Origin of the sequence: Actinosynnema sp. NPDC059797 (assembly GCF_042732085.1) — a bacterium.
GTDB lineage: Bacteria > Actinomycetota > Actinomycetes > Mycobacteriales > Pseudonocardiaceae > Actinosynnema.
The window spans coordinates 1-18,307 of record NZ_JBHWIE010000030.1 but is presented as its reverse complement, the minus strand read 5'-3'; the positions used below and the strand labels follow the sequence as shown (position 1 = coordinate 18,307).

Genomic DNA, 18,307 nt, shown 5'->3' with positions numbered 1-18,307 from the left:
ACGGAGGTCGGCGGGGCCGAGGAGCGCGCTGCTCCCCGGCCCGGCCGACGATGAAGCTCCGGTCACGCGCCCATTCTTACGGCAGGCCCAGCTTGGCCTGGCAGCCGGGCCACGCCGAGTAGCCGCCGCGGGCGTCGCGCAGCTTGGTCGCGATGGCGATCTGCTGCTCGCGGGACGCCTGGTGCGGGTACGCGGCGTACTGGCCGCCGCCGTAGGCGTCCCAGGTGCCCTTGTTGAACTGGAGGCCGCCGTAGTAGCCGTTGCCGGTGTTGATGGCCCAGTTGCCGCCGGCCTCGCACTTGGCCAGCGAGTCCCACACCGCGCCGTCCGGCGGCAGCTTGGTGCCGACCTTGACCTTGCGCGGCTTGGGCTCCTTGGTGACCTTCGCGCCCAGCTTCTCGCGGCCGATCTCCTGGCCGTTCTTGGTGGTGACGCGGTAGGTGACGATCTGCTCGCCGGCCTCGCCCTGCTCGACGACCTGCTTCTGGCCCTTCATCAGGGTGTCGTCCTTGACCTCCTCGACGGGCGGCTGGATGGCCTCCGTCGCGTTGATCACCGAGACGCCCGTGCGGCTGATGTGGACCTCGGCGCCGTTGGTGATGCGCAGGTCCGTGGCCGTTTCGAGCTTGTCGTCGGGACCGAGGCTCAGGTTCTCGACCCGCATCAGCTCCTCGACCGTGACCGCGGTCGTCCGGAGCTGGCGCGGCGCCTCGCCGCCGTCGTAGAGGGTGATCGTCTTGAGGCTCTTGACCTCGACGGCCATGCCCGCCAGCGGGACGTCCATGCCGCGGTCGTGGGAGACCCAGGCGCCCTCGTCGTCGATGCGGAGCTGCTCCAGCGCCTCGTCCACGGTGACCGAGCGGACCCAGCCCTCGCGCTGCTCGCCGTCCACGGTGGCCTTCACCAGGCGGCCGCGGTCCAGCGAGATCTTGCCGCCGTCGGAGACCTTGGCCTGGGGGCTCGGGCTCAGGGCGTCGTGCGCGCCGACCGTGATGCCCTCCTCGGCGAGGATCTCGCCGACGGTGGACTCGTAGGTCCGGACGGTCTTGGCCTCGCCGTCCACGTCGACCGTGATCGACTTGTCCATGGCGATGGCGGTCGCGCCCCCGCCGGAGATCGTCACCAGCACGGTGGCGACCGCGGCCTTAAGGAAGCGGCGCTTCCACTTCCCGGCGGCTTCGACCAGGGCGGCGGGCGGCGCGTCGGGTCGCTCGGCGCCCGGTGCGCCCGCGACGCGGTCCTGGGAGACCTCGTCCGGGATGATGATCGGCGGGAGGAGCGTCGTCTCGGCGTTGATGAGCCGGATCAGCTCGTCGACGTCGACGTTGGCGTTCGCCAGCAGTTCGTCGGCGTCCGGGCCGAGGACGTCGAGGACGTCGTTCGGCGTGATCGTGAAGACCGCGGTCTCCCAGTGCGCGTTGTCCCACTCGACCGGGTGCACCGGTCTGTCCAGGACGTCGACGCCGGTGGCCGGGACGTCTTTCACGGGCGTAAACCAGTCGGTGTCCTCGTTGAACGAGTTCACGGGGTTCCATACCTCCTGAAGGCGCGAAGTCCCGCAACGCGCGCGTTCGCTGTCGGTGGTCAGCTGCTGATCTCCGGCAACTCCCGTGCTGTTCGGCCTTCTCGCTTCTGGTGTGTCGACCCGCCCCGACCGCGGGTGCGCCCCGGCACTGGATACGTGGGGCACGGTCACGGGACCGTAACGGGTGTCGGGAGGTTGTGCAAACACCCTCGCGCGACTTGTGAGTTCAGTCACCCCGTCGGCGGTGCAGTGCGCTAGTCCGTTCGTCGCAAGGGGTATCAGTGCTGCGTTGCGTCACGGAGCCCGAAGATCCGCTCGGCGTTCCGGGTGATCGCTGAGGCCAGTTCCGCCAGGTCGGTCTCACGCAGGGTGGCGAGATCCCGCAGGGTGTAGTTCGCGCAATATGGTTCGTTCGGGCGACCCCGGTACGGGTGGGGCGTGAGGAACGGCGCGTCCGTTTCGACCAGCACGTGCTCCTCCGGCGCCCACCGCGCGGCTTCCCGGAGGGCGTGGGCGTTCCGGAAGGTCGCGGTGCCCGCGAAGGACAGCGTGAAGCCGCGCTCGACGCACCGCCGCGCGAATTCGAGGTCGCCGGAGAAGCAGTGGAAGACGACCTGCTCCGGCGCGCCCTCCTCGTCGAGGATCCCCAGGACGTCCTCGTGGGCCTCGCGGTCGTGGATCATCAGCGGCTTGCCGGTGTCCTTGGCGAGCCCGATGTGCCACCGGAACGCGGCCCGCTGGTCCTCGGGCGAGGCGTAGTCCCAGTAGTAGTCCAGGCCGGTCTCGCCGATCGCGACCACGCGCGGGTGCCCGGCCAGCTCGGTCAGCGCGGCCCGCTCGCGCTCGCCGAAGCCCGTGGTGCGGGTGGGGTGCAGCGCGACGGCGGCGAAGACCCGCTCGTCCCACGTGGCGGCCTCGGCGGCCCAGCGGGCGGCGTCCAGGTCGTCGGCGACGGTGACGACGCGGTCCACGCCGGCCTCGGCCGCCCGGTCGAGCATCGCCCTGACGTCCTGCGGCGTCCTGGCGCCGCAGGCGTCGAGGTGGGTGTGCGCGTCGACCACCGGCGCCGGGAGTGGTTCCGGCGCCGGCGGTCGTTCGCCCCTGCGCTTGGTCACCGGGTGATCGGGGCCCAGTCGGGGCCCTTCTCGCCCAGCTCCGGGTCGAGCTTCGCGAACAGCGGGCTCGGCTTGTCCAGCGGCCGGCCGACCTCGATCGGCGTGGACTCCCACCTGGCCTGCTCGGCGGCGTAGTCGCCGGTCAGCACCGGGTACCCGCGGTCCGGCACGTCGAGGTCCTGGACCTCGGTGACCCGGGGCTGCGCCGCCCACACGCCCTGGCCGCCCAGCAGCTCGTGCACCTTCTGCGCCGAGTGCGGCAGGAACGGCGTGAGCAGGGCGTTGGCGTCCTGGACGACCTGGAGGGCGGTGTGCAGGACGGTGTCCCGGCGCTCCGGGTCGTCCTTCAGCTTCCACGGCTCCTGGTCGGACAGGTAGCGGTTGGCCGCGCCGACCACCTTCATCGCCTCGGTCGATGCCTGCTTGAACCGCGAGCGGCGCAGGTGGCCGCCGACGACGTCGAACGCGCCGCGGCTCAGGGCCAGCAGCTCGTGGTCGGCCGCGGTCGGCGCGGTCGGCTTCGGCACCGCGCCCACGTTCTTGTGCGCCATCGAGATGGACCGGTTGACCAGGTTGCCCCACTCGTTGGCCAACTCGAAGTTCGTGCGGCGGACGAACTCCTCCCAGGTGAAGTCGGTGTCCTGGTTCTCCGGGCCGGCGACCGAGATGAAGTAGCGCAGCGCGTCGGGGCCGAACTCCCGGAGGAAGTCGGTCACGTAGATGACCGTGCCCCGCGAGGTGGAGAACTTCGAGCCGCTCATGGTGAGGAACTCGGACGACACGACCTCGGTCGGCAGGTTCAGCGGGCCGAACGAGCCGGGCTCGCCGCCCTTGGCGCCCTGGCCGTTCTGGCCGAGCAGCAGGGACGGCCAGATCAGCGAGTGGAAGACGATGTTGTCCTTGCCCATGAAGTAGTACCCCTGGGCGTCGCCGGTCCAGAACTCGCGCCAGGCGTCCGGGTTCCCGCTGCGGCGGGCCCACTCGACGGACGCGCTGAAGTAGCCGATCACCGCGTCGAACCACACGTAGAACCGCTTCATCGGCTGGTCGCGCCAGCCGTCCAGCGGGATGGGGATGCCCCAGTCCAGGTCGCGGGTGATGGCGCGCGGGCGCAGGTCGCCGATCAGGTTCTGGCTGAACTTGAGCACGTTCGGGCGCCACTCGGTGCGCGTCTGGAGCCAGCTGCCCAGGGCGTCGATGAACTGCGGCAGGTCCAGGAACAGGTGCTCGGTCTCGACGAACTTCGGGACCTCGCCGTTGATGCGCGAGCGCGGGTTCTTCAGGTCGGCGGGGTCGAGCTGGTTGCCGCAGTTGTCGCACTGGTCGCCGCGGGCGCCGTCGTAGCCGCAGATCGGGCAGGTGCCCTCGATGTAGCGGTCGGGCAGGGTGCGGCCGGTGGACGGGCTGATCGCGCCCATCTCGGTCTTGGGCACGACGTAGCCGTTGCGCCAGAGGGCGAGGAACAGCTCCTGGACGACGTGGTAGTGGTTGCCGGTGGTGGTGCGGGTGAACAGGTCGTAGGACAGGCCGAGGCCGTGGAGGTCCTCGGTGATCACGCGGTGGTACTTGTCGACGAGCTGGCGCGTGGTCAGGCCCTCCTTCTCGGCCTGGACCGAGATGGGGGTGCCGTGCTCGTCGGAGCCGGAGACCATGAGCACCCGGTGGCCCGACATGCGCATGAAGCGGGAGAACACGTCGGAGGGGACACCGAAACCGGAGACGTGACCGATGTGGCGGGGGCCGTTGGCGTAGGGCCACGCCACCGCGGTCAGCACGGAGGCACTCATGTGTTAAGCCTACGGAGGCGGGTCGGGCGGGTTTTCGCGGGTGGGGACTGTGCCGCCCGATCACGCGGACGGGGTTCGCCCGGTGGTGGACGGGGCGGCGACGGCCGACCCGGACGGGGAGCCCGCCCGGTCACCCCCCGCTGACCGCGGCGTCGTAGAGCGCCTTCTTGCTCACCCCCGCCGCCGCCGCGACCTCGGCCGCCGCCGTCTTCAGGCGTTCGCCGTCCGCCACGCGCCGCTTCACCTCGGCCACCAGCGACTCCAGGGACGGCCCCTCCCGGGGCTCGGCGGGCGCGAGCACCACCGTGACCTCGCCGCGCACCCCCTCCGCCGCCCACGACGCCAGCTCGCCCAGCGTCCCCCGCCTGACCTCCTCGTAGGTCTTGGTCAGCTCCCGGCACACCGCCGCCCGCCGGTCGGGGCCCAGCACGGCCACCGCGTCCACCAGGCTGTCCGCCAGCCGGTGCGGCGACTCGAAGAACACGCAGGTCCGGGGCTCGTCGACCAGGCCGGCGAACCAGCGCCGCCGCTCGCCGCCCTTCCGGGGCGGGAACCCGTCGAAGCAGAAGCGGTCCGAGGGCAGGCCCGACACGGCCAGCGCGGTGGTCACCGCCGACGGGCCGGGCAGGCAGGTCACGGTGATGTCCTCGGCCACGCACGCCGCGACCAGGCGGTAGCCGGGGTCGGACACGCTGGGCATGCCCGCGTCCGTCACCAGCAGCACCGTCGAGCCCTCTCTCATGGCCTCCAGCAGGCCCGGCAGGCGGGCCGTCTCCACCTGGTCGTAGAAGCTCACCACCCGGCCCGACGGGGTCACGTCGAGCGCGGCGGCCAGCGACCGCAGCCTGCGGGTGTCCTCCGCGGCGACCACCTCGGCCGTCGCCAGCGCGTCCACCAGGCGGCGCGAGGCGTCGCGAACGTCTCCGAGCGGAGTAGCGGCCAGCACCAAACGGCCTGATCCGGATACAGGTCTCACACCTCTCACCCTACGATCGGCTCCGTGAGCCTGATCGCACCGCAGTCCGCAGACGACGTGGTCGCCCCCGGCGAAGTGCCGCAGGCGGGCCCGCCCCCGGGCGCCGACCGCGAGTCGCGGGCGCGCCTGCTCGAACCCGGGCGGATGAGCGACCCCCTGCGGGGTTGGCTCATGACGCTGGCCGTGGCCCTGATCGGCGGGGCGGTGCGGTTCTGGAACCTCGGGTTCCCGACCGACAAGGGCACCCCGGTCTTCGACGAGAAGCACTACGTGCCCCAGGCGGCGCAGGTGCTGCGCAACGGCGGGTACGAGGACAACGCCGGCTACGAGCTGATCGTCCACCCGCCGCTGGGCAAGCAGCTCATCGCGATCGGCGAGTGGCTGTTCGGCTACGACGGCGTGGGCTGGCGGTTCACCGCGGCGCTCGCGGGCACGCTGACGATCGTGCTGGTGGTCCGGATCGCGCGGCGGCTGACGCGGTCGGACCTGATCGCCGCCATCGCCGGCGTGCTGCTCGTCGCGGACGGCCTGAGCCACGTGCAGTCCCGGATGGGGATGCTCGACTCCTTCCTGACGTTCTTCGTGGTGGCGGCGTTCGCGTGCCTGGTGGTGGACCGGGACCAGGTCCGCGCCCGGCTGGCGGTCGCGGTGCGCGAGGGCTGGGCGACCGCCTCGCCGTACGGGCCGTGGCTCGGTTTCCGCTGGTGGCGGTTCGCCGGCGGCATCATGCTCGGGCTCGCGTGCGGCGTGAAGTGGTCCGGGCTGTGGTTCATCGCGTTCTTCGGCGTGCTGTCGGTGCTGTGGAGCGCCACCGCGCGGCGGGCGGCGGGCGTGGAGCGGCCCTGGCTGGGCGCGTTCGTCCGGGACCTGCTGCCGTCGCTGTACGCCCTGCTGGTCGTGCCGGTGCTGGCCTACCTGGCGACGTGGTGGTCGTGGTTCGCCTCGGAGACCGGCATCGACCGGCACGTGGTGGGCACGAAGCTGCCCGACGACTCGTGGGTCCCCGACCCCCTGCGAGCGCTCTGGTACTACAGCAGCAACGTCTTCGAGTTCCACACGAACCTGGTCACCCCCGAGGGGAACCCGCACCCGTGGGAGTCGAAGCCGTGGACGTGGCCGATGGGCCTGCGGCCGATGCTCTACTACTACGAGGGCGCGTTGACCGGCTGCGGCGCGGCGACGTGCATCGGCGCGACCATGCTGATCGGCACGCCCGCCATGTACTGGCTGGCGTTCCCGGTGCTGGCGTGGGCGCTGTGGCAGGCGATCAGCCGGCTGGACTGGCGGTACGCGGCGGTGCTGGTCGGGTACGGCGCGGGCTTCCTGCCCTGGTTCGTCAACGTCGACCGGCAGATGTACCTGTTCTACGCGATGCCGATGGCCCCGTTCCTGGTCCTGGGCATCGCGCTGGCGCTGGGCGAGGTGCTGGGCCGCAGCACGGACGGCCCGGAGCGCCGCGGCACCGGCCGCCTGGCGGTGGCCCTCTACGTCGGCCTGGTGGTGGCCAACTTCGTCTGGCTGTGGCCGATCCTGAACGGCATCCCGATCACGCCGGAGATGTGGGACGCCCAGAAGTGGCTGCCGTCCTGGAACTGAGGCCGGCCGCCGCCCGGCGGGAACGGCGCGGGCGGTGCGGGCGGCGCGGCGGGGGTCGTCAGCGCGGCAGCTCGGTCAGCACGGGGTTGCGCAGCGCCTCGTAGATCACCGAGCTGCGGAAGCTGATCACCTCCCGCCGCTCGCTCAGCCGGTCGATGAGGAACGCGTGCAGGTGCTCCAGGTCCTGCACCGCCACGTGGATGAGGAAGTCGTCGTCCCCCGCCACTACGAACATCGCCAGCACCTCGGGCAGCCCGCCGATCGCCGCCTTGAAGTTGTCGATCACCGGGCGGCTCATCGGGCGCAGCCGGGCGGCCACGAAAGCCTGCACCGGGCGGTTCAGCGCGCCCAGGTCCACGTCCGCGTGGTAGCCCCTGACCACGCCGCGCTCGCGCAGCGCCCGCACCCGCTCCAGGCACGTCGACGGCGCCACGCCCAGCCGCCTCGCCAGCTCCCGGTTGGTCAGCCGCGCATCCAGCTGGAGGTTCCTGACGATCGCCGAATCAAGTTCGTCCACGCGCCGATCATCGCAAACGACGCCGAACGAAGTTCGGCACAGGTGGACAAGAGCGCCCAGGTGGATAACTTCGTTCCCACTCCACCGAACGAATGGACACCTCCGTGCTGCCCACCAAGCTCGTCCTCGTCCTGCGCGACGACCTGCCGCCCAACCTGGCCGCCAACGCCGCCGCCGTCCTCGGCCTGACCCTCGGCGCCCGCCTGCCGGGCGACCTGCTCGGCGACGACCTCGAGGACGCCGACGGCACCACCCACCTCGGCCTCAACACCCACCCGGTGCCCGTCCTGACCGCGCCCGCCGACCGGCTCAAGGCCCTCCACGGCTCCGAGGACGTGCTGACCGTCGGCTTCACCGAGGTCGCCCGCCGCTCCCGGACCTACGCCGAGTACACCGAGGCCCTGGCCGGCGAGAACGACCCCGAGTTCGTCGCCGTCGCCCTCCACGGGCCCCGCGCCGAGATCACCAGGCTGACCCGCAGGCTCCCGCTGATGACCTGAGCCGCGAGCGCGCGGCACCACGCGGAGACGGCGGCGGGCCCGACCGCCGCCGTCGGGGACGCCCGCTCAGCGCACGGGCCGGGTCGGCGGCTCCGGCCGGTCGATCATCCTCGTGACCGGCCCCTCCTTGCTCAGGCCCGCCTGCGACAGCCACGAGGACAGCTCGGCCCGGATCGCGGTCAGCGACGGCCGCTTGGCCGGGTCGGCGTCCAGCGCGTCGGTCAGCAGCCGGACGTGGGCGCTGTGCTGGGGCAGCTTCACGCACGGCTCGCCCTGCGCGGCGGCCATCAGCGAGGAGATCGGGTTCTCCCGCGACCCGCGCGGCGGCTGGCCGGTGAGCGCGTAGCTGACCGTGGCGGCGAGCTGCCAGGCGTCCGAGGCGGGGCTGGCGGCCTCGCCCCGGGCGGTCTCCGGCGCCAGGAAGTCGGGGGTGCCGACCATCATGCCGGTGGCGGTGAGCGTGCTGTCGCCCTTGGAGCGGGCGATGCCGAAGTCGATCAGGTGCGCGGTGCCGTGGGTGTCCACGATGACGTTGGACGGCTTCACGTCCCGGTGCAGCACGCCCTGCTCGTGCGCGGCGACCAGCGCGTCGGCCATGTTCACCCACAGCCGGGCGGCCAGCGTGTCGGCCAGCGGGCCCTGCTTGAGCACCACCTCGGACAGCGGCGGCCCGTCGATGTACTCCATGATGATCGCCAGGCCGTCCGGGTCCTGCACGATGTCGAACACGCGCACGCAGTTCGGGTGCCGCACGGCCGCCAGGGCGCGGGCCTCGCGCACCATGCGCTGCTCGGTCTCGTTGTCCGGCGCGTGCGCGAGCTTCACCGCGACCGTGCGGGCGAGCTGCTCGTCCACGGCCAGCCAGACCGTGCCGAACCCGCCGCGGCCGAGCTGGCGGATGCGCCGGAACCGGCCGCCGGCCGGGTTCCACACCTTGCCCGAGTCCGCCGCCGGCGCCGGGTTGGAGCCCACCTGGTGCCCGCCGGACGCCGCGTTGGGCCCGAACGGCAGCGGACCGGGCGTGTCGGCCAGCCGGGCGGGCTGCTCCACGCGCGTGGGCGGCGGGGACGTCGGCGTCGGCTGGGACATCGGCGGGGGTGTCGGCTGGGACATCGGCTGGGGCGTCGGGCGCACCTCGGCGACCCGCGTCGGCGGGTACTGCCGGTTCGGCGGCGGCACCGGCCGGTACGGCGCGGGCTGGTAGGGCGGGATCTGCGCGGGCTGGTAGGGCGGCGGCTTCTCCGACTGGTACGGCGGCGGCTTCTCGGGTTGGTACGGCGGCGGCTGCCGGTCCTGGGGCTGGGTCTGCTTGGGCCGGCCCTGCTGCGGCTGCGGCTGGGTCTGCCGGGGTGGCTGCTTCTGAGGTGGCTGCTTCTGGGGCGGCGGCGTCCTGGACGCCGCGGGTTGCGGGTCCGGGGTCCCGCGATCGCGACCGGGGCGGTTGAGCATGGCGGTAGTCAACCCGAAAACCTTGACCACCAGGGAGCCCAACAGGGCTATCGGGAAGTACCCGAGCAGCAGGTGGCCCACGAGCGTCACCGGCAGTGCCGACGTGGTCACCAGCAGCACCAGGAACGGCGGCCAGAACACCCGGCGCGGCCAGTTCGGGCCCAGCCGGAAGGCGGAGCCGGCCTGGAGCATGACGAACAGCAGGCACAGCAGCGCCAGCACGCCCGTCACCACGCCCGCGACCATGTAGAGCACGCGGCCGTCGCCGAACGCCGTGATGATCGACGGCGCGCCGACCAGGTAGTCGAACTGGGTGAACGCCACGCAGGGCGACTCGTCCAGGGACCGGACGCCCTCCAGCCGGCCGGTGCGCAGCAGCTTGTAGGTGGCCGAGAACGCCACCCACGGCAGCACCAGCGTGCTCATCACGCCGAGCACGGCGAAGACCGCGCCGGTGACCGGCCCGTAGGAGTTGCCGACGACCCGGCGCACGGTGATCGACAGCAGCGCGGCGACGGTCGGCAGGACCCCGATGAGCGCGCCGAACGCGGTGGTGGTCCACGCCCAGTCGCCGGGGCACAGCGACACGCCCACCCAGTCGTGCAGCCACGCCAGCAGCGACTCGGCCAGCTCCACGACGCGCACCACCCCTTCTCCTCGCCTCTCAGGGTACGGGTGCGGGGCGCGCCACCGGTGACGCGAGACCGACGCGGTCCTGTTCCGCGCTGGTCACGGCGCTGTCACGGCGGGTCGGAGGAGAGGCCGGGAGTCGCGGCGAAAAAAGGGGGGCCCGGCCGAAGCCGGGCCCCTCCCCGCGCGTGCGGTTGCCGCTAACCCACGCGCTCCCACAGAGCAGGCACCGAAGGTGGATCCCAGCCTGTTTGGGACGTGTGCCCCTGCAAGCACCTGTACCCGACGCCGTCGTACGTCACGAGGGAGCCGGCCGCGTACGCGACGCCTGGCTGCCAGGAGGTCTGGCCCGGGTTCGTGGTCGTCGTGGTCGGTGACGTCGGGTCAGTCGTCGGCGACCCGTCCTCGACGATCAGCTTCAGGCCGTACGCCTGGAGGATCTCGTTGACCGGCTGGAAGTAGATCGTCCCGCCGGACGTGCAGTTCCCGGAGCCACCGGAGGTGACGCCCTGCGCCTGGTCACCGGTCAGCCACGAGCCGCCGGAGTCGCCGGGTTCGGCGCAGGCGTTCGTGCGGGTCAGACCGGTGATGGTGCCCTCGGGGTAGGTGACCGAGGCGTTCTTCTGCTGGATCGTGCCGCAGCGCCACCCCGTGGTGGAGCCGGAACGGCACACCGAGGCGCCCACGGCCGCCTCGGTGCTGCCCCGCACCGGCACGGTGCCGGGGTAGCGGTTGACCAGCGGCCGGCCGGTGTTGCCCGCCGCCGTGCGGACCCACCCGTAGTCGTTGCCGGGGAAGCTCGACGCGACGACCGAACCGGTGGGCTGGGTGGTGGCGGTGCCCGCGCGGCCGCAGTGCCCGGCCGTGACGAAACCGCCTTCGACGGGGAACCCGATGGAGCACCGGGAGCTGCCGAAGTAGTAGGCGTTGCCGCCGATCACGTCGATCAGCGGGCGCGGCTCCTCGGTGGAGCGCTCGACCCGGACCGCCGCCCCGGTCAGGCCGCTGGCCTCGGCGAACGCGCGGCCGGCCGTGACGTCGCCGGCCAGCACGACGACCGAGTTGGTGGGCACGTCGACGTACCAGCCGGGCACGCCGTCGGGCACGTTGCGCGCGTTGCGGTCGAGCTTGACCTTGAGCGCGTCGAGCTGCGCCAGGGTGCGGGTGACGAGCCTGGGCGTCGCGCCCGCGTCCTCCACCGCCTGGATCTGGGACGACGCGGTCACGCCGACGACCAGCTCGGTGGCGTCGGCGTTGAGCCAGGCGCCCGCGAAGGCCGGTCCGAGGCGCGCCTTCAGGGTGCTCTCGGTCGCGGAGGCCGCGGCCTCCCGCGAGATGCGGGCGCGCGCCTCGTCCGGGGTGATCTTGAAGTCGCGGGCCATGGCCGCGACGAGGCCGCCGTCCGGGCCCGAGGGCGGTGGTGGTCCGGCGGTGGCCGTGGTGGTCAGGGCGGCGGCCAGGCCGGCCGCGCCCAGGACCGCCGCGGCCATCGCGGCAACGGGTCGTCGAGTCATCCGCTGTCTCCTCGCAGGGGGTGGTGACACGGGATTCGCCACCCGACGCTAGCCGGCGGGGAGGGTGCGGCGGATATGCCAGTCGGGTCCTAACGCCGCGTTATGGTCCAGTCCAATTTCTAGAGCAGGCTCAGCTGCGTGCCCTTCCGCCTGCGGCGCGGGACGGCCGCGCCGACCTGCTCGAAGGACTCCAGCGACGCCAGGAACGGCGAGCGCGGGCGCGCGGTGGTGTGGCTGAGGAACAGGTGCCGCTGTGCCCGGGTCATGCCGACGAACAGCAGGCGGCGCTCCTCGTCGACGGCCTCCGCGTCGTCCTCGCCGGGCCACCGCATCGGCAGCAGGCCGTCCTCGCAGCCGACGACGAACACCACCGGGAACTCCAGGCCCTTGGAGGCGTGCAGGGTCAGCAGCGAGATGCGGTCGGCCCGCGGGTCCCACGTGTCGACCTCGACGCCCAGCGCCAGCTCCGCGCGGAACCGCTCGACGTCCGCGCCGCAGTCGGCGGCCAGGGGCTTGAGCAGCTCGTAGGCCGTGTGGTCGTCGCCCGCCACCGCGCGCACGCGCTCCAGCACCGTGCCGCCGGGCGCGTGCGCGACCTCGTGCGCGATCCGGGCCACGCCGGGGCGGTCGGCCAGCCGGTCGTGCGAGCGCTTCTGGAACGGCAGGCCGGACCTCGTCAGCGCCTCCACCAGGGCGCGGGACTGGCGGTCGGTCCGGTACAGCACGGCGAAGTCGGAGAAGCCCAGGCCCCGCGTGCCGTCCGAGGAGACCCGGCCGCTGTCGAGCGCGTGGAACGACGCGCCGCCCAGCACCTGCTCGACGGTCCGCGCCACGAACGCCGCCTCGGCGGCCTCCGACGCGGCGTGGTGCACGCCGATCGCCGCGTCGCCGTGGTCCGCCATCGGCGTCAGCTCGCGCCCCGGCACCAGCGACGACGGCGCGATGACCTCCAGCGCGCCGCGCACCACGGCCGCGGACGACCGGTAGTTGCGGGTCAGGTGCACGGTCCGCGCGGTCGGGAAGTCCTCCCGGAAGCGCAGGAAGAACCCGACGTCCGCGCCGCGGAACCGGTAGATCGCCTGGTCCGGGTCGCCGATCGCGGTCAGGTCGCCGTCCGGCGGCGCGAGCAGCCGCAGCAGCCGGTACTGCTGCTCGTCCACGTCCTGGTACTCGTCGACCGACACCCACCGCCACCGGTCGCGGTAGGCCGCCACCAGCTCGGGCGAGCCCTCCAGCAGCGCCAGCGGCAGCGAGATCAGGTCGTCGAAGTCGACCAGGTCCCGCTCCCGCAGCGCCGCGAGGTACCGCTCGTCGCGGGCCTCGACCAGCTCCCTGGCGGCCTTGTCGTCCGCGGCCAGGGTCCGCGCGACCTCAAGCCGCAGGTCCGGGTCGGCCACGCCGAAGGACGCCGACAGCCCCACCGCCGCGTGGTGCTCGCGCAGCACCAGCACCCCGAGCGAGTGGAACGTCGCGATGGTCAGCCCGGCCGCGTGCTCCGGCGCTAGCGCGGCCAGCCGCTCGGCCATCTCCTCCGCCGCGCGGCGGGTGAACGTGATGGCCAGGCACGACGAGGCGGGCACGCCGCGCGAGGTCACCAGGTCCGCGATCCGGTGCGTCAGCGTCCGGGTCTTGCCCGTGCCGGGCCCGGCGATGATCAGCAGCGGCCCGCCCTCGACCTCGGCGGCCGCGCGCTGCTCCGGGTCGAGCCCGTCGAGCAGCGACCCGCCGGCCGGCGCGGGCGCGGCGACCGGCGGCGGTTCCTCCACAGTGGACCGGGCGGGCGCCCGCCGCGGCGGTTCGGCGGGTCGCCGCTCGACGGGTTCGGCGTCGAACAACGCGAACGACGCGGCGCGCCGGGCCAGCTCGCCGGGTTCGAACACCCGGATCACGCCGTACTCGCCGTCGTAGCCGGAGTCCCGCACCACCTCGCCGCGCCGCAGCCGCGCCACCGCCTCGGCCAGCAGCGGCGAGTGCGCCGCGATGTCGTCCACCGGCACGTCCTGGAGGATGACCAGCTCCGGGCCCAGGGCCGCGGTGAGCTTGTCGACCTGCGCCAGCACCTTCTTGCTCTTCGGCCCCACGTCGAGGATCTCGCCCATGATCTCCGGCAGCGGCACCAGGCTGGTGAACCCGCCCGCGGGCTCGGGGTCGTCGCGGTCGGCCAGCTCCTCCACGCGGCTGAGCACGCCGACCGTCAGCGGCTTGGCGCACACCGGGCAGATGCCCTTGTGCGCCAACGTCTCCTTGGGCTCCATGCGCACGCCGCACTTGCGGTGCCCGTCGACGTGGTACTTGCCCTCCTCGGGGAAGAACTCCAGCGTGCCGGCGAAGCCCTCACCGGTCTCCAGCGCGCGCCGCACCGCGTGATAGTCCAGGTCCGTGTCGAACACCGTGGCCTCGCGGCCCAGCGCGGGCGGCGAGTGCGCGTCGGAGTTGCTGACCAGCCGGTACCCGTCCAGGCTGGACACCCGCCGGTTCATGTCGGGGTCGGAGGACAGCCCGGTCTCCACGGCGAAGACGTGGTCGGCCAGGTCGGCGTAGCAGTCCCGCACCGCGTCGAACCCGGACTTCGAGCCGAGCACCGCGAACCACGGCGTCCAGACGTGCGCGGGCACCAGGTAGCCGCCGCACTCCAGGGTGATCTCCAGCAGGTCGCGCGAGTCGAGCCCGAGGATCGGCCGGCCGTCCGAGCCGATGTTGCCGATCTTGGCCATGCGGGCGTTGAACCGGGCCGCGGACTCCAGGTCGGGCATGTAGACCAGGTGGTGGACCTTGCGCGTGTGGCCGTCGCGCTTGTAGATCGTCGAGATCTCCACCGACAGCATGAACCGCACCGGCGCGGCGGCCAGCGACGGCGGCAGGGTGCGGTCGATGTCGCGGTCGAGGTCCTCGCGCAGCCGGAACAGGCCGGGCGCCGCCTCGACCAGGTTCTCGGTCAGGTGGTCGTACCAGGCGGGGTGGGTGAAGTCCCCGGTGCCGACGAGCGAGATGCCCTTGCGCCGCGCCCACCACGTCAGGTGTTCGAGGTCGCAGTCGCGGCTGCACGCCCGGGAGTACTTGGAGTGGATGTGGAGGTCGGCCACGAAACGCACCGAACCGATGGTAGACCCGCCCACCGACAAGTCCGCCGGGTGGCGGCCGACCCGGTGCGCCCGCCGCCGCTCAGCCGGTGCCCCCGTCGACGAGCAGGTGCTCGGTGCCCCACTCCCCCAGCGGCTCCAGGGCCCGGTTGAGCGCGTGCCCGAGGTCGGTCAGCGAGTACTCGACCCGGGGCGGCACCTCGTCGTGCACCTCGCGGCGCACCAGGCCGTCCCGCTCCATCTCGCGCAGGTGCGAGGCGAGCACCTTCTCGGTCACCCCCGGCAGCTCCCGGCGCAGCCGGCCGAAGCGGCAGCTCGGGTGCGCCCCCAGCGCCCAGAGGATCGAGACCTTCCACTTGCCCTCGATCACGGCCATCGCCGCGTCGAGGCCGCACCGGTGCGCGATCGCCCGCACGTCCACCCCTCCTGCCTGCTCGCTTCCCCCAGGGTAACCACGCACCCGCAAGTGCGTACTTGATCAACCGGGTGCGCCGGGGCGAGCCTGGCGCCATGACCAAGACCCCGTTGACCCTGCTCGGACTCGGCGCGATGGGCGCCGCCCTCGCCGAGGCCTGGCTCGCCGCCGGCCACCCGCTGACCGTGTGGAACCGGACCCCCGCCCGGGCCGCGCCCTTCGCCGGCCGGGCGACCGCGGCGGCCACGGCCGCCGAGGCGGTGGCCGCCAACCGCCTCGTCGTGCTGTGCCTGCTGGACGACGACTCGATCGGCGAGGCCCTGGCCGGCGTCGACCTCGCCGGCAAGGACGTCGTCAACCTGACCACCGGCACCCCGGCCCAGGGCCGCGCCCGCGCGGAGTGGGCGCGGGAGCGCGGCGCCCGCTTCCTCGACGGCGGGATCATGGCGGTCCCGCCGATGATCGGCGCGCCGGGCTCCGGCGCCTACGTGTTCTACAGCGGCTCGCCCGACCTGTTCGAGGAGCACGAGGCGGTCCTGGCCGCCCCCGCGGGCGCCAGGTACGTCGGCGGGGACGCGGGCTTCGCCGCCCTGCACGACGTGGCGCTGCTCAGCGGCATGACCGGGCTGTTCGCGGGCGTCACCCACGCCTTCGCCCTCATCCGGAAGGAGGACATCGCGCCGACCTCGTTCGCGCCGCTGCTCGCGGACTGGCTCACCGCCATGACCCCGTTCGTCCACCGGCTCGCGGAGCGGCTGGAGAGCGGCGACTACACCACCGGCGTGGTCTCCAACCTCGCCATGCAGGTCACCGCGAACGCGACCCTCGTCAGCACGGCCGAGGACCAGGGCGTGAGCCCCGAGCTGCTGGCGCCGTACTTCGCCCTGGAGGCGCGCCACGTCGCCGCCGGCAACGGCGACGAGGACGGGGCGGGCCTGGTCGACCGGCTCATCACCGGCTGACGCGCGCCCCGGTCCTCCGTGGACGGCCGGGCGGGGTGGCCGGACCACCCCGCCCGGCTCGACGTCACTCGCCGGCGCCCAGCGGGCGCTCCGGCGCCGCCGTCCCGTCGGCCGACCCGTCGCGCAGGTGGACGAACCCGGTGTACCCCTGCGCCTCCAGGCGGTTGAGCTGGGCCGGGAGCTTGCCGCTGCGCCGCAGCACCGTGGTCTCGCGACCCTTCGCGCGTTCCCGGCGGGCGCGCTCCAGCGCGGCGGAGATCGGCACGTCCGCCTCGAACAGCACGGCCAGGGCCGAGCGGGCGGGCGCCTCCGCGATCAGGTCCACGATGCGCTCGAAGCCCAGCGAGAACCCGCAGGCGGGCACCTCCCTGCCCAGCGAGCGGCCCACGAGCCTGTCGTACCGGCCGCCGCCCGCGACGGACAGGGACGACTCCGGGTGCGAGATCTCGAAGATCTGCCCCGTGTAGTACCCCATGCCCCGCACCAGGGTGGGGTCGAACTGCCAGCCGACCGCGCGGGTCGCGCCGAGGTCGGCCAGGCACCCGACCGTCGTGGCGAGGTCGGCCACCACCTCGTCGGCCAGGTTCGGCACGGCGTCGGCGAGCCGGTCCGCGACCTCGGCCGCCTCCAGCCCGGTGAGCCCCTCGACGACCGACCGGACCTCGTCCACGGCCTTCGCGGGCAGGCCGCGCTTGTCGACCAGCTCGGCGCGGACGCCGTCCCACCCGATCTTGTCGAGCTTGTCCAGGCCGATGAAGAAGCCGGACCACTCGGCCTCGGCGAGCCCCGCGTGCGCGGCCAGCGCCGACAGGAAGCGCCGGTCGGACAGCCGGACGGTGGTGCCGGTGATCCCGACCGCGTCCAGCGCCTCGGTCGTCGCCTCGATCAGCTCCACCTCGGCGAGCACCGTGCCGTCGCCGACCAGGTCGATGTCGCACTGGTAGAACTGCCGGTAGCGGCCCTTCTGGGGGCGCTCGGCCCGCCACACGGGTGCGAACTGGAACGCGCGGAACGGCGCGGGCAGCGCGGCGTGGTTGTTGGCGTAGAACCGGACCAGGGGCACGGTCAGGTCGAACCGCAGGCCCAGGTCGACCAGGTCCGAGACCCGCGTGCCCGCCTCGACCTCCTCGCCGAGGCCCCGCTTGAGGACCTGGAAGATCAGCTTCTCGTTCTCGCCGCCCTCACCGCCGCGCAGCCGCCGGATGTCCTCCAGGGCGGGCGTCTCGATGCGGTGGTAGCCGTAGCGGCGGTAGACCTCGCTGATCCTGCCCAGCACGTGGTCGCGCACGGCGACGCTGTCCGGGAGCAGGTCGCGATTGCCTCGCGGCGGACTGTTGTCGATCTTCACCTTTCGGCCCCCTGCGGCTCGCGGTTCGAACCGCTGAAAGGTACTCCCCCCGCCCCGGACCCCCGGAGGCGATCATCACCCGTTCGGCAGATCACCCGGTCCCCACCCCTCGGCGAGGCTCCGCGGATGGGGGAATGGCGAAGGGTGGCCCCGCACGGGAGCCGCCCGAACCGCCACCGGGACCGGGGCACCTCCGACGTGGTCCCGGAGCAGGTGGACCGCAAGGGCAGGATCACCCCGTGACCGGTGAGCCGAACCCTCCGCCCGACCCCGACGAGCACTGGCGCGCGGAGATGCTCGCCGCCATCAGGTCGGGCGACCCGCAGGTGGCGAACCCCGCGCTGCTGGAGCTGACCTACGACGACCCCGACGGCGAATGGGTGGAGCCGATCCTGCTCGAACACCTGGCGCCGGGGTACGACGTCCAGCTGCGCCGCCTGGCCGCGACCTGCCTCGGCCACCTGGCACGCATCCACGGCAAGATCACCAGAGGAACCGCGGTGCCCGCCTTGCGCGCGCTGATGTCCGATCCCGTCCTGGGCGGCACGGCCGAGGACGCGCTGGACGACATCGACCGGTACGCCCCGGAATAGCAGGTAAGAGGTCGACCGACACCCATCCGACAGGGCTCCGACCACCACGCGGCCCCCGCGATCCCCTCGTGCGCCGGAGATCGGCGAACGTCCGGGGTTCCCCGGTCAGCCGACCTCGCGGTCGGCTGCCGATCCGGCGACGAAGCCGGCCGGCAAGGGGGTCCGGGGGCGAAGCCCTCCGGGCGGGGTCCGGGGGTTGCACCCCCGGGAGAAATGACGAGGCGAGGTGTGTTTTTGGGGTCCGCCAAAACCACACCCCCCAACCCCACAGGTGCGGGGGTGTGTTTTAAAAAAAAAACA

Annotated in this window: 14 protein-coding genes; 4 read left to right on the top strand and 10 right to left on the bottom strand. The window is 73.0% G+C overall.

What is annotated here, in order from left to right; translation table 11 throughout:
- Positions 1-76: 76 nt before the first annotated feature.
- The 4 genes from ACFV4N_RS11420 to rsmI all read right to left on the bottom strand — a co-directional run bounded on the left by ACFV4N_RS11420 (position 77) and on the right by rsmI (position 5,412).
- Positions 77-1,486 (bottom strand): resuscitation-promoting factor, encoded by a 1,410-nt coding sequence (locus ACFV4N_RS11420; RefSeq protein WP_499672396.1) that lies wholly within the window; start codon positions 1,484-1,486, stop codon positions 77-79.
- A gap of 317 nt (positions 1,487-1,803) precedes the next feature.
- Positions 1,804-2,640 (bottom strand): TatD family hydrolase, encoded by an 837-nt coding sequence (locus tag ACFV4N_RS11415; protein WP_499672395.1) that lies wholly within the window; start codon positions 2,638-2,640, stop codon positions 1,804-1,806.
- Complete coding sequence (gene metG, locus ACFV4N_RS11410; RefSeq protein ID WP_499672394.1) at positions 2,637-4,427, bottom strand: methionine--tRNA ligase; 1,791 nt, start codon at positions 4,425-4,427, stop codon at positions 2,637-2,639. The genes ACFV4N_RS11415 and metG overlap by 4 nt, the downstream gene beginning before the upstream one ends.
- A gap of 130 nt (positions 4,428-4,557) precedes the next feature.
- Positions 4,558-5,412: a 16S rRNA (cytidine(1402)-2'-O)-methyltransferase gene (rsmI, locus tag ACFV4N_RS11405; protein WP_499672393.1), complete on the bottom strand. Its 855-nt coding sequence runs from the start codon at positions 5,410-5,412 to the stop codon at positions 4,558-4,560.
- Positions 5,413-5,427: 15 nt separating this feature from the next.
- Between rsmI and ACFV4N_RS11400 the strand changes: the two genes are divergently transcribed.
- Positions 5,428-6,999, top strand: coding sequence for a dolichyl-phosphate-mannose--protein mannosyltransferase (locus ACFV4N_RS11400; RefSeq protein ID WP_499672392.1), 1,572 nt, complete (start codon positions 5,428-5,430; stop codon positions 6,997-6,999).
- A gap of 58 nt (positions 7,000-7,057) precedes the next feature.
- Here the strand turns inward: ACFV4N_RS11400 and ACFV4N_RS11395 are convergent, their stop codons facing one another.
- Positions 7,058-7,516 carry an Lrp/AsnC family transcriptional regulator gene (locus ACFV4N_RS11395; RefSeq protein WP_499672391.1) on the bottom strand — a complete coding sequence of 153 codons (459 nt, stop codon included), beginning with the start codon at positions 7,514-7,516 and terminating at the stop codon, positions 7,058-7,060.
- A 92-nt stretch (positions 7,517-7,608) separates the two neighbouring features.
- Here ACFV4N_RS11395 and ACFV4N_RS11390 point away from each other — a divergent pair, with 92 nt between their 5' ends.
- Complete coding sequence (locus ACFV4N_RS11390) at positions 7,609-8,016, top strand: DUF2000 domain-containing protein (protein WP_499672390.1); 408 nt, start codon at positions 7,609-7,611, stop codon at positions 8,014-8,016.
- A 66-nt stretch (positions 8,017-8,082) separates the two neighbouring features.
- Here ACFV4N_RS11390 and ACFV4N_RS11385 read toward each other — a convergent pair whose 3' ends face one another.
- The 4 genes from ACFV4N_RS11385 to ACFV4N_RS11370 all read right to left on the bottom strand — a co-directional run bounded on the left by ACFV4N_RS11385 (position 8,083) and on the right by ACFV4N_RS11370 (position 15,065).
- The gene (locus tag ACFV4N_RS11385; RefSeq protein ID WP_499672389.1) at positions 8,083-10,113 is read right to left on the bottom strand and encodes a serine/threonine-protein kinase; all 2,031 of its coding nucleotides are present in this window, start codon (positions 10,111-10,113) and stop codon (positions 8,083-8,085) included.
- Positions 10,114-10,295: 182 nt separating this feature from the next.
- Positions 10,296-11,609 (bottom strand): alpha-lytic protease prodomain-containing protein, encoded by a 1,314-nt coding sequence (locus ACFV4N_RS11380; RefSeq protein ID WP_499672388.1) that lies wholly within the window; start codon positions 11,607-11,609, stop codon positions 10,296-10,298.
- 119 nt (positions 11,610-11,728) lie between these two features.
- Positions 11,729-14,701, bottom strand: a complete 2,973-nt coding sequence (locus ACFV4N_RS11375; protein ID WP_499672387.1) for a UvrD-helicase domain-containing protein — start codon at positions 14,699-14,701, stop codon at positions 11,729-11,731.
- A 70-nt stretch (positions 14,702-14,771) separates the two neighbouring features.
- Positions 14,772-15,065, bottom strand: a complete 294-nt coding sequence (locus ACFV4N_RS11370) for a winged helix-turn-helix transcriptional regulator (protein WP_499672422.1) — start codon at positions 15,063-15,065, stop codon at positions 14,772-14,774.
- A 134-nt stretch (positions 15,066-15,199) separates the two neighbouring features.
- Here ACFV4N_RS11370 and ACFV4N_RS11365 point away from each other — a divergent pair, with 134 nt between their 5' ends.
- Positions 15,200-16,066 carry an NAD(P)-dependent oxidoreductase gene (locus ACFV4N_RS11365; RefSeq protein WP_499672386.1) on the top strand — a complete coding sequence of 289 codons (867 nt, stop codon included), beginning with the start codon at positions 15,200-15,202 and terminating at the stop codon, positions 16,064-16,066.
- A gap of 64 nt (positions 16,067-16,130) precedes the next feature.
- On the opposite strand, the gene ACFV4N_RS11360 is transcribed toward ACFV4N_RS11365, so the two are convergent.
- Positions 16,131-17,414, bottom strand: coding sequence for a histidine--tRNA ligase (locus ACFV4N_RS11360; protein ID WP_499672385.1), 1,284 nt, complete (start codon positions 17,412-17,414; stop codon positions 16,131-16,133).
- Between the two features lie 239 nt (positions 17,415-17,653).
- Between ACFV4N_RS11360 and ACFV4N_RS11355 the strand changes: the two genes are divergently transcribed.
- On the top strand, positions 17,654-18,007 hold the full coding sequence (locus ACFV4N_RS11355) for a hypothetical protein (protein ID WP_499672384.1): 354 nt from the start codon (positions 17,654-17,656) through the stop codon (positions 18,005-18,007).
- Positions 18,008-18,307: the final 300 nt, after the last annotated feature.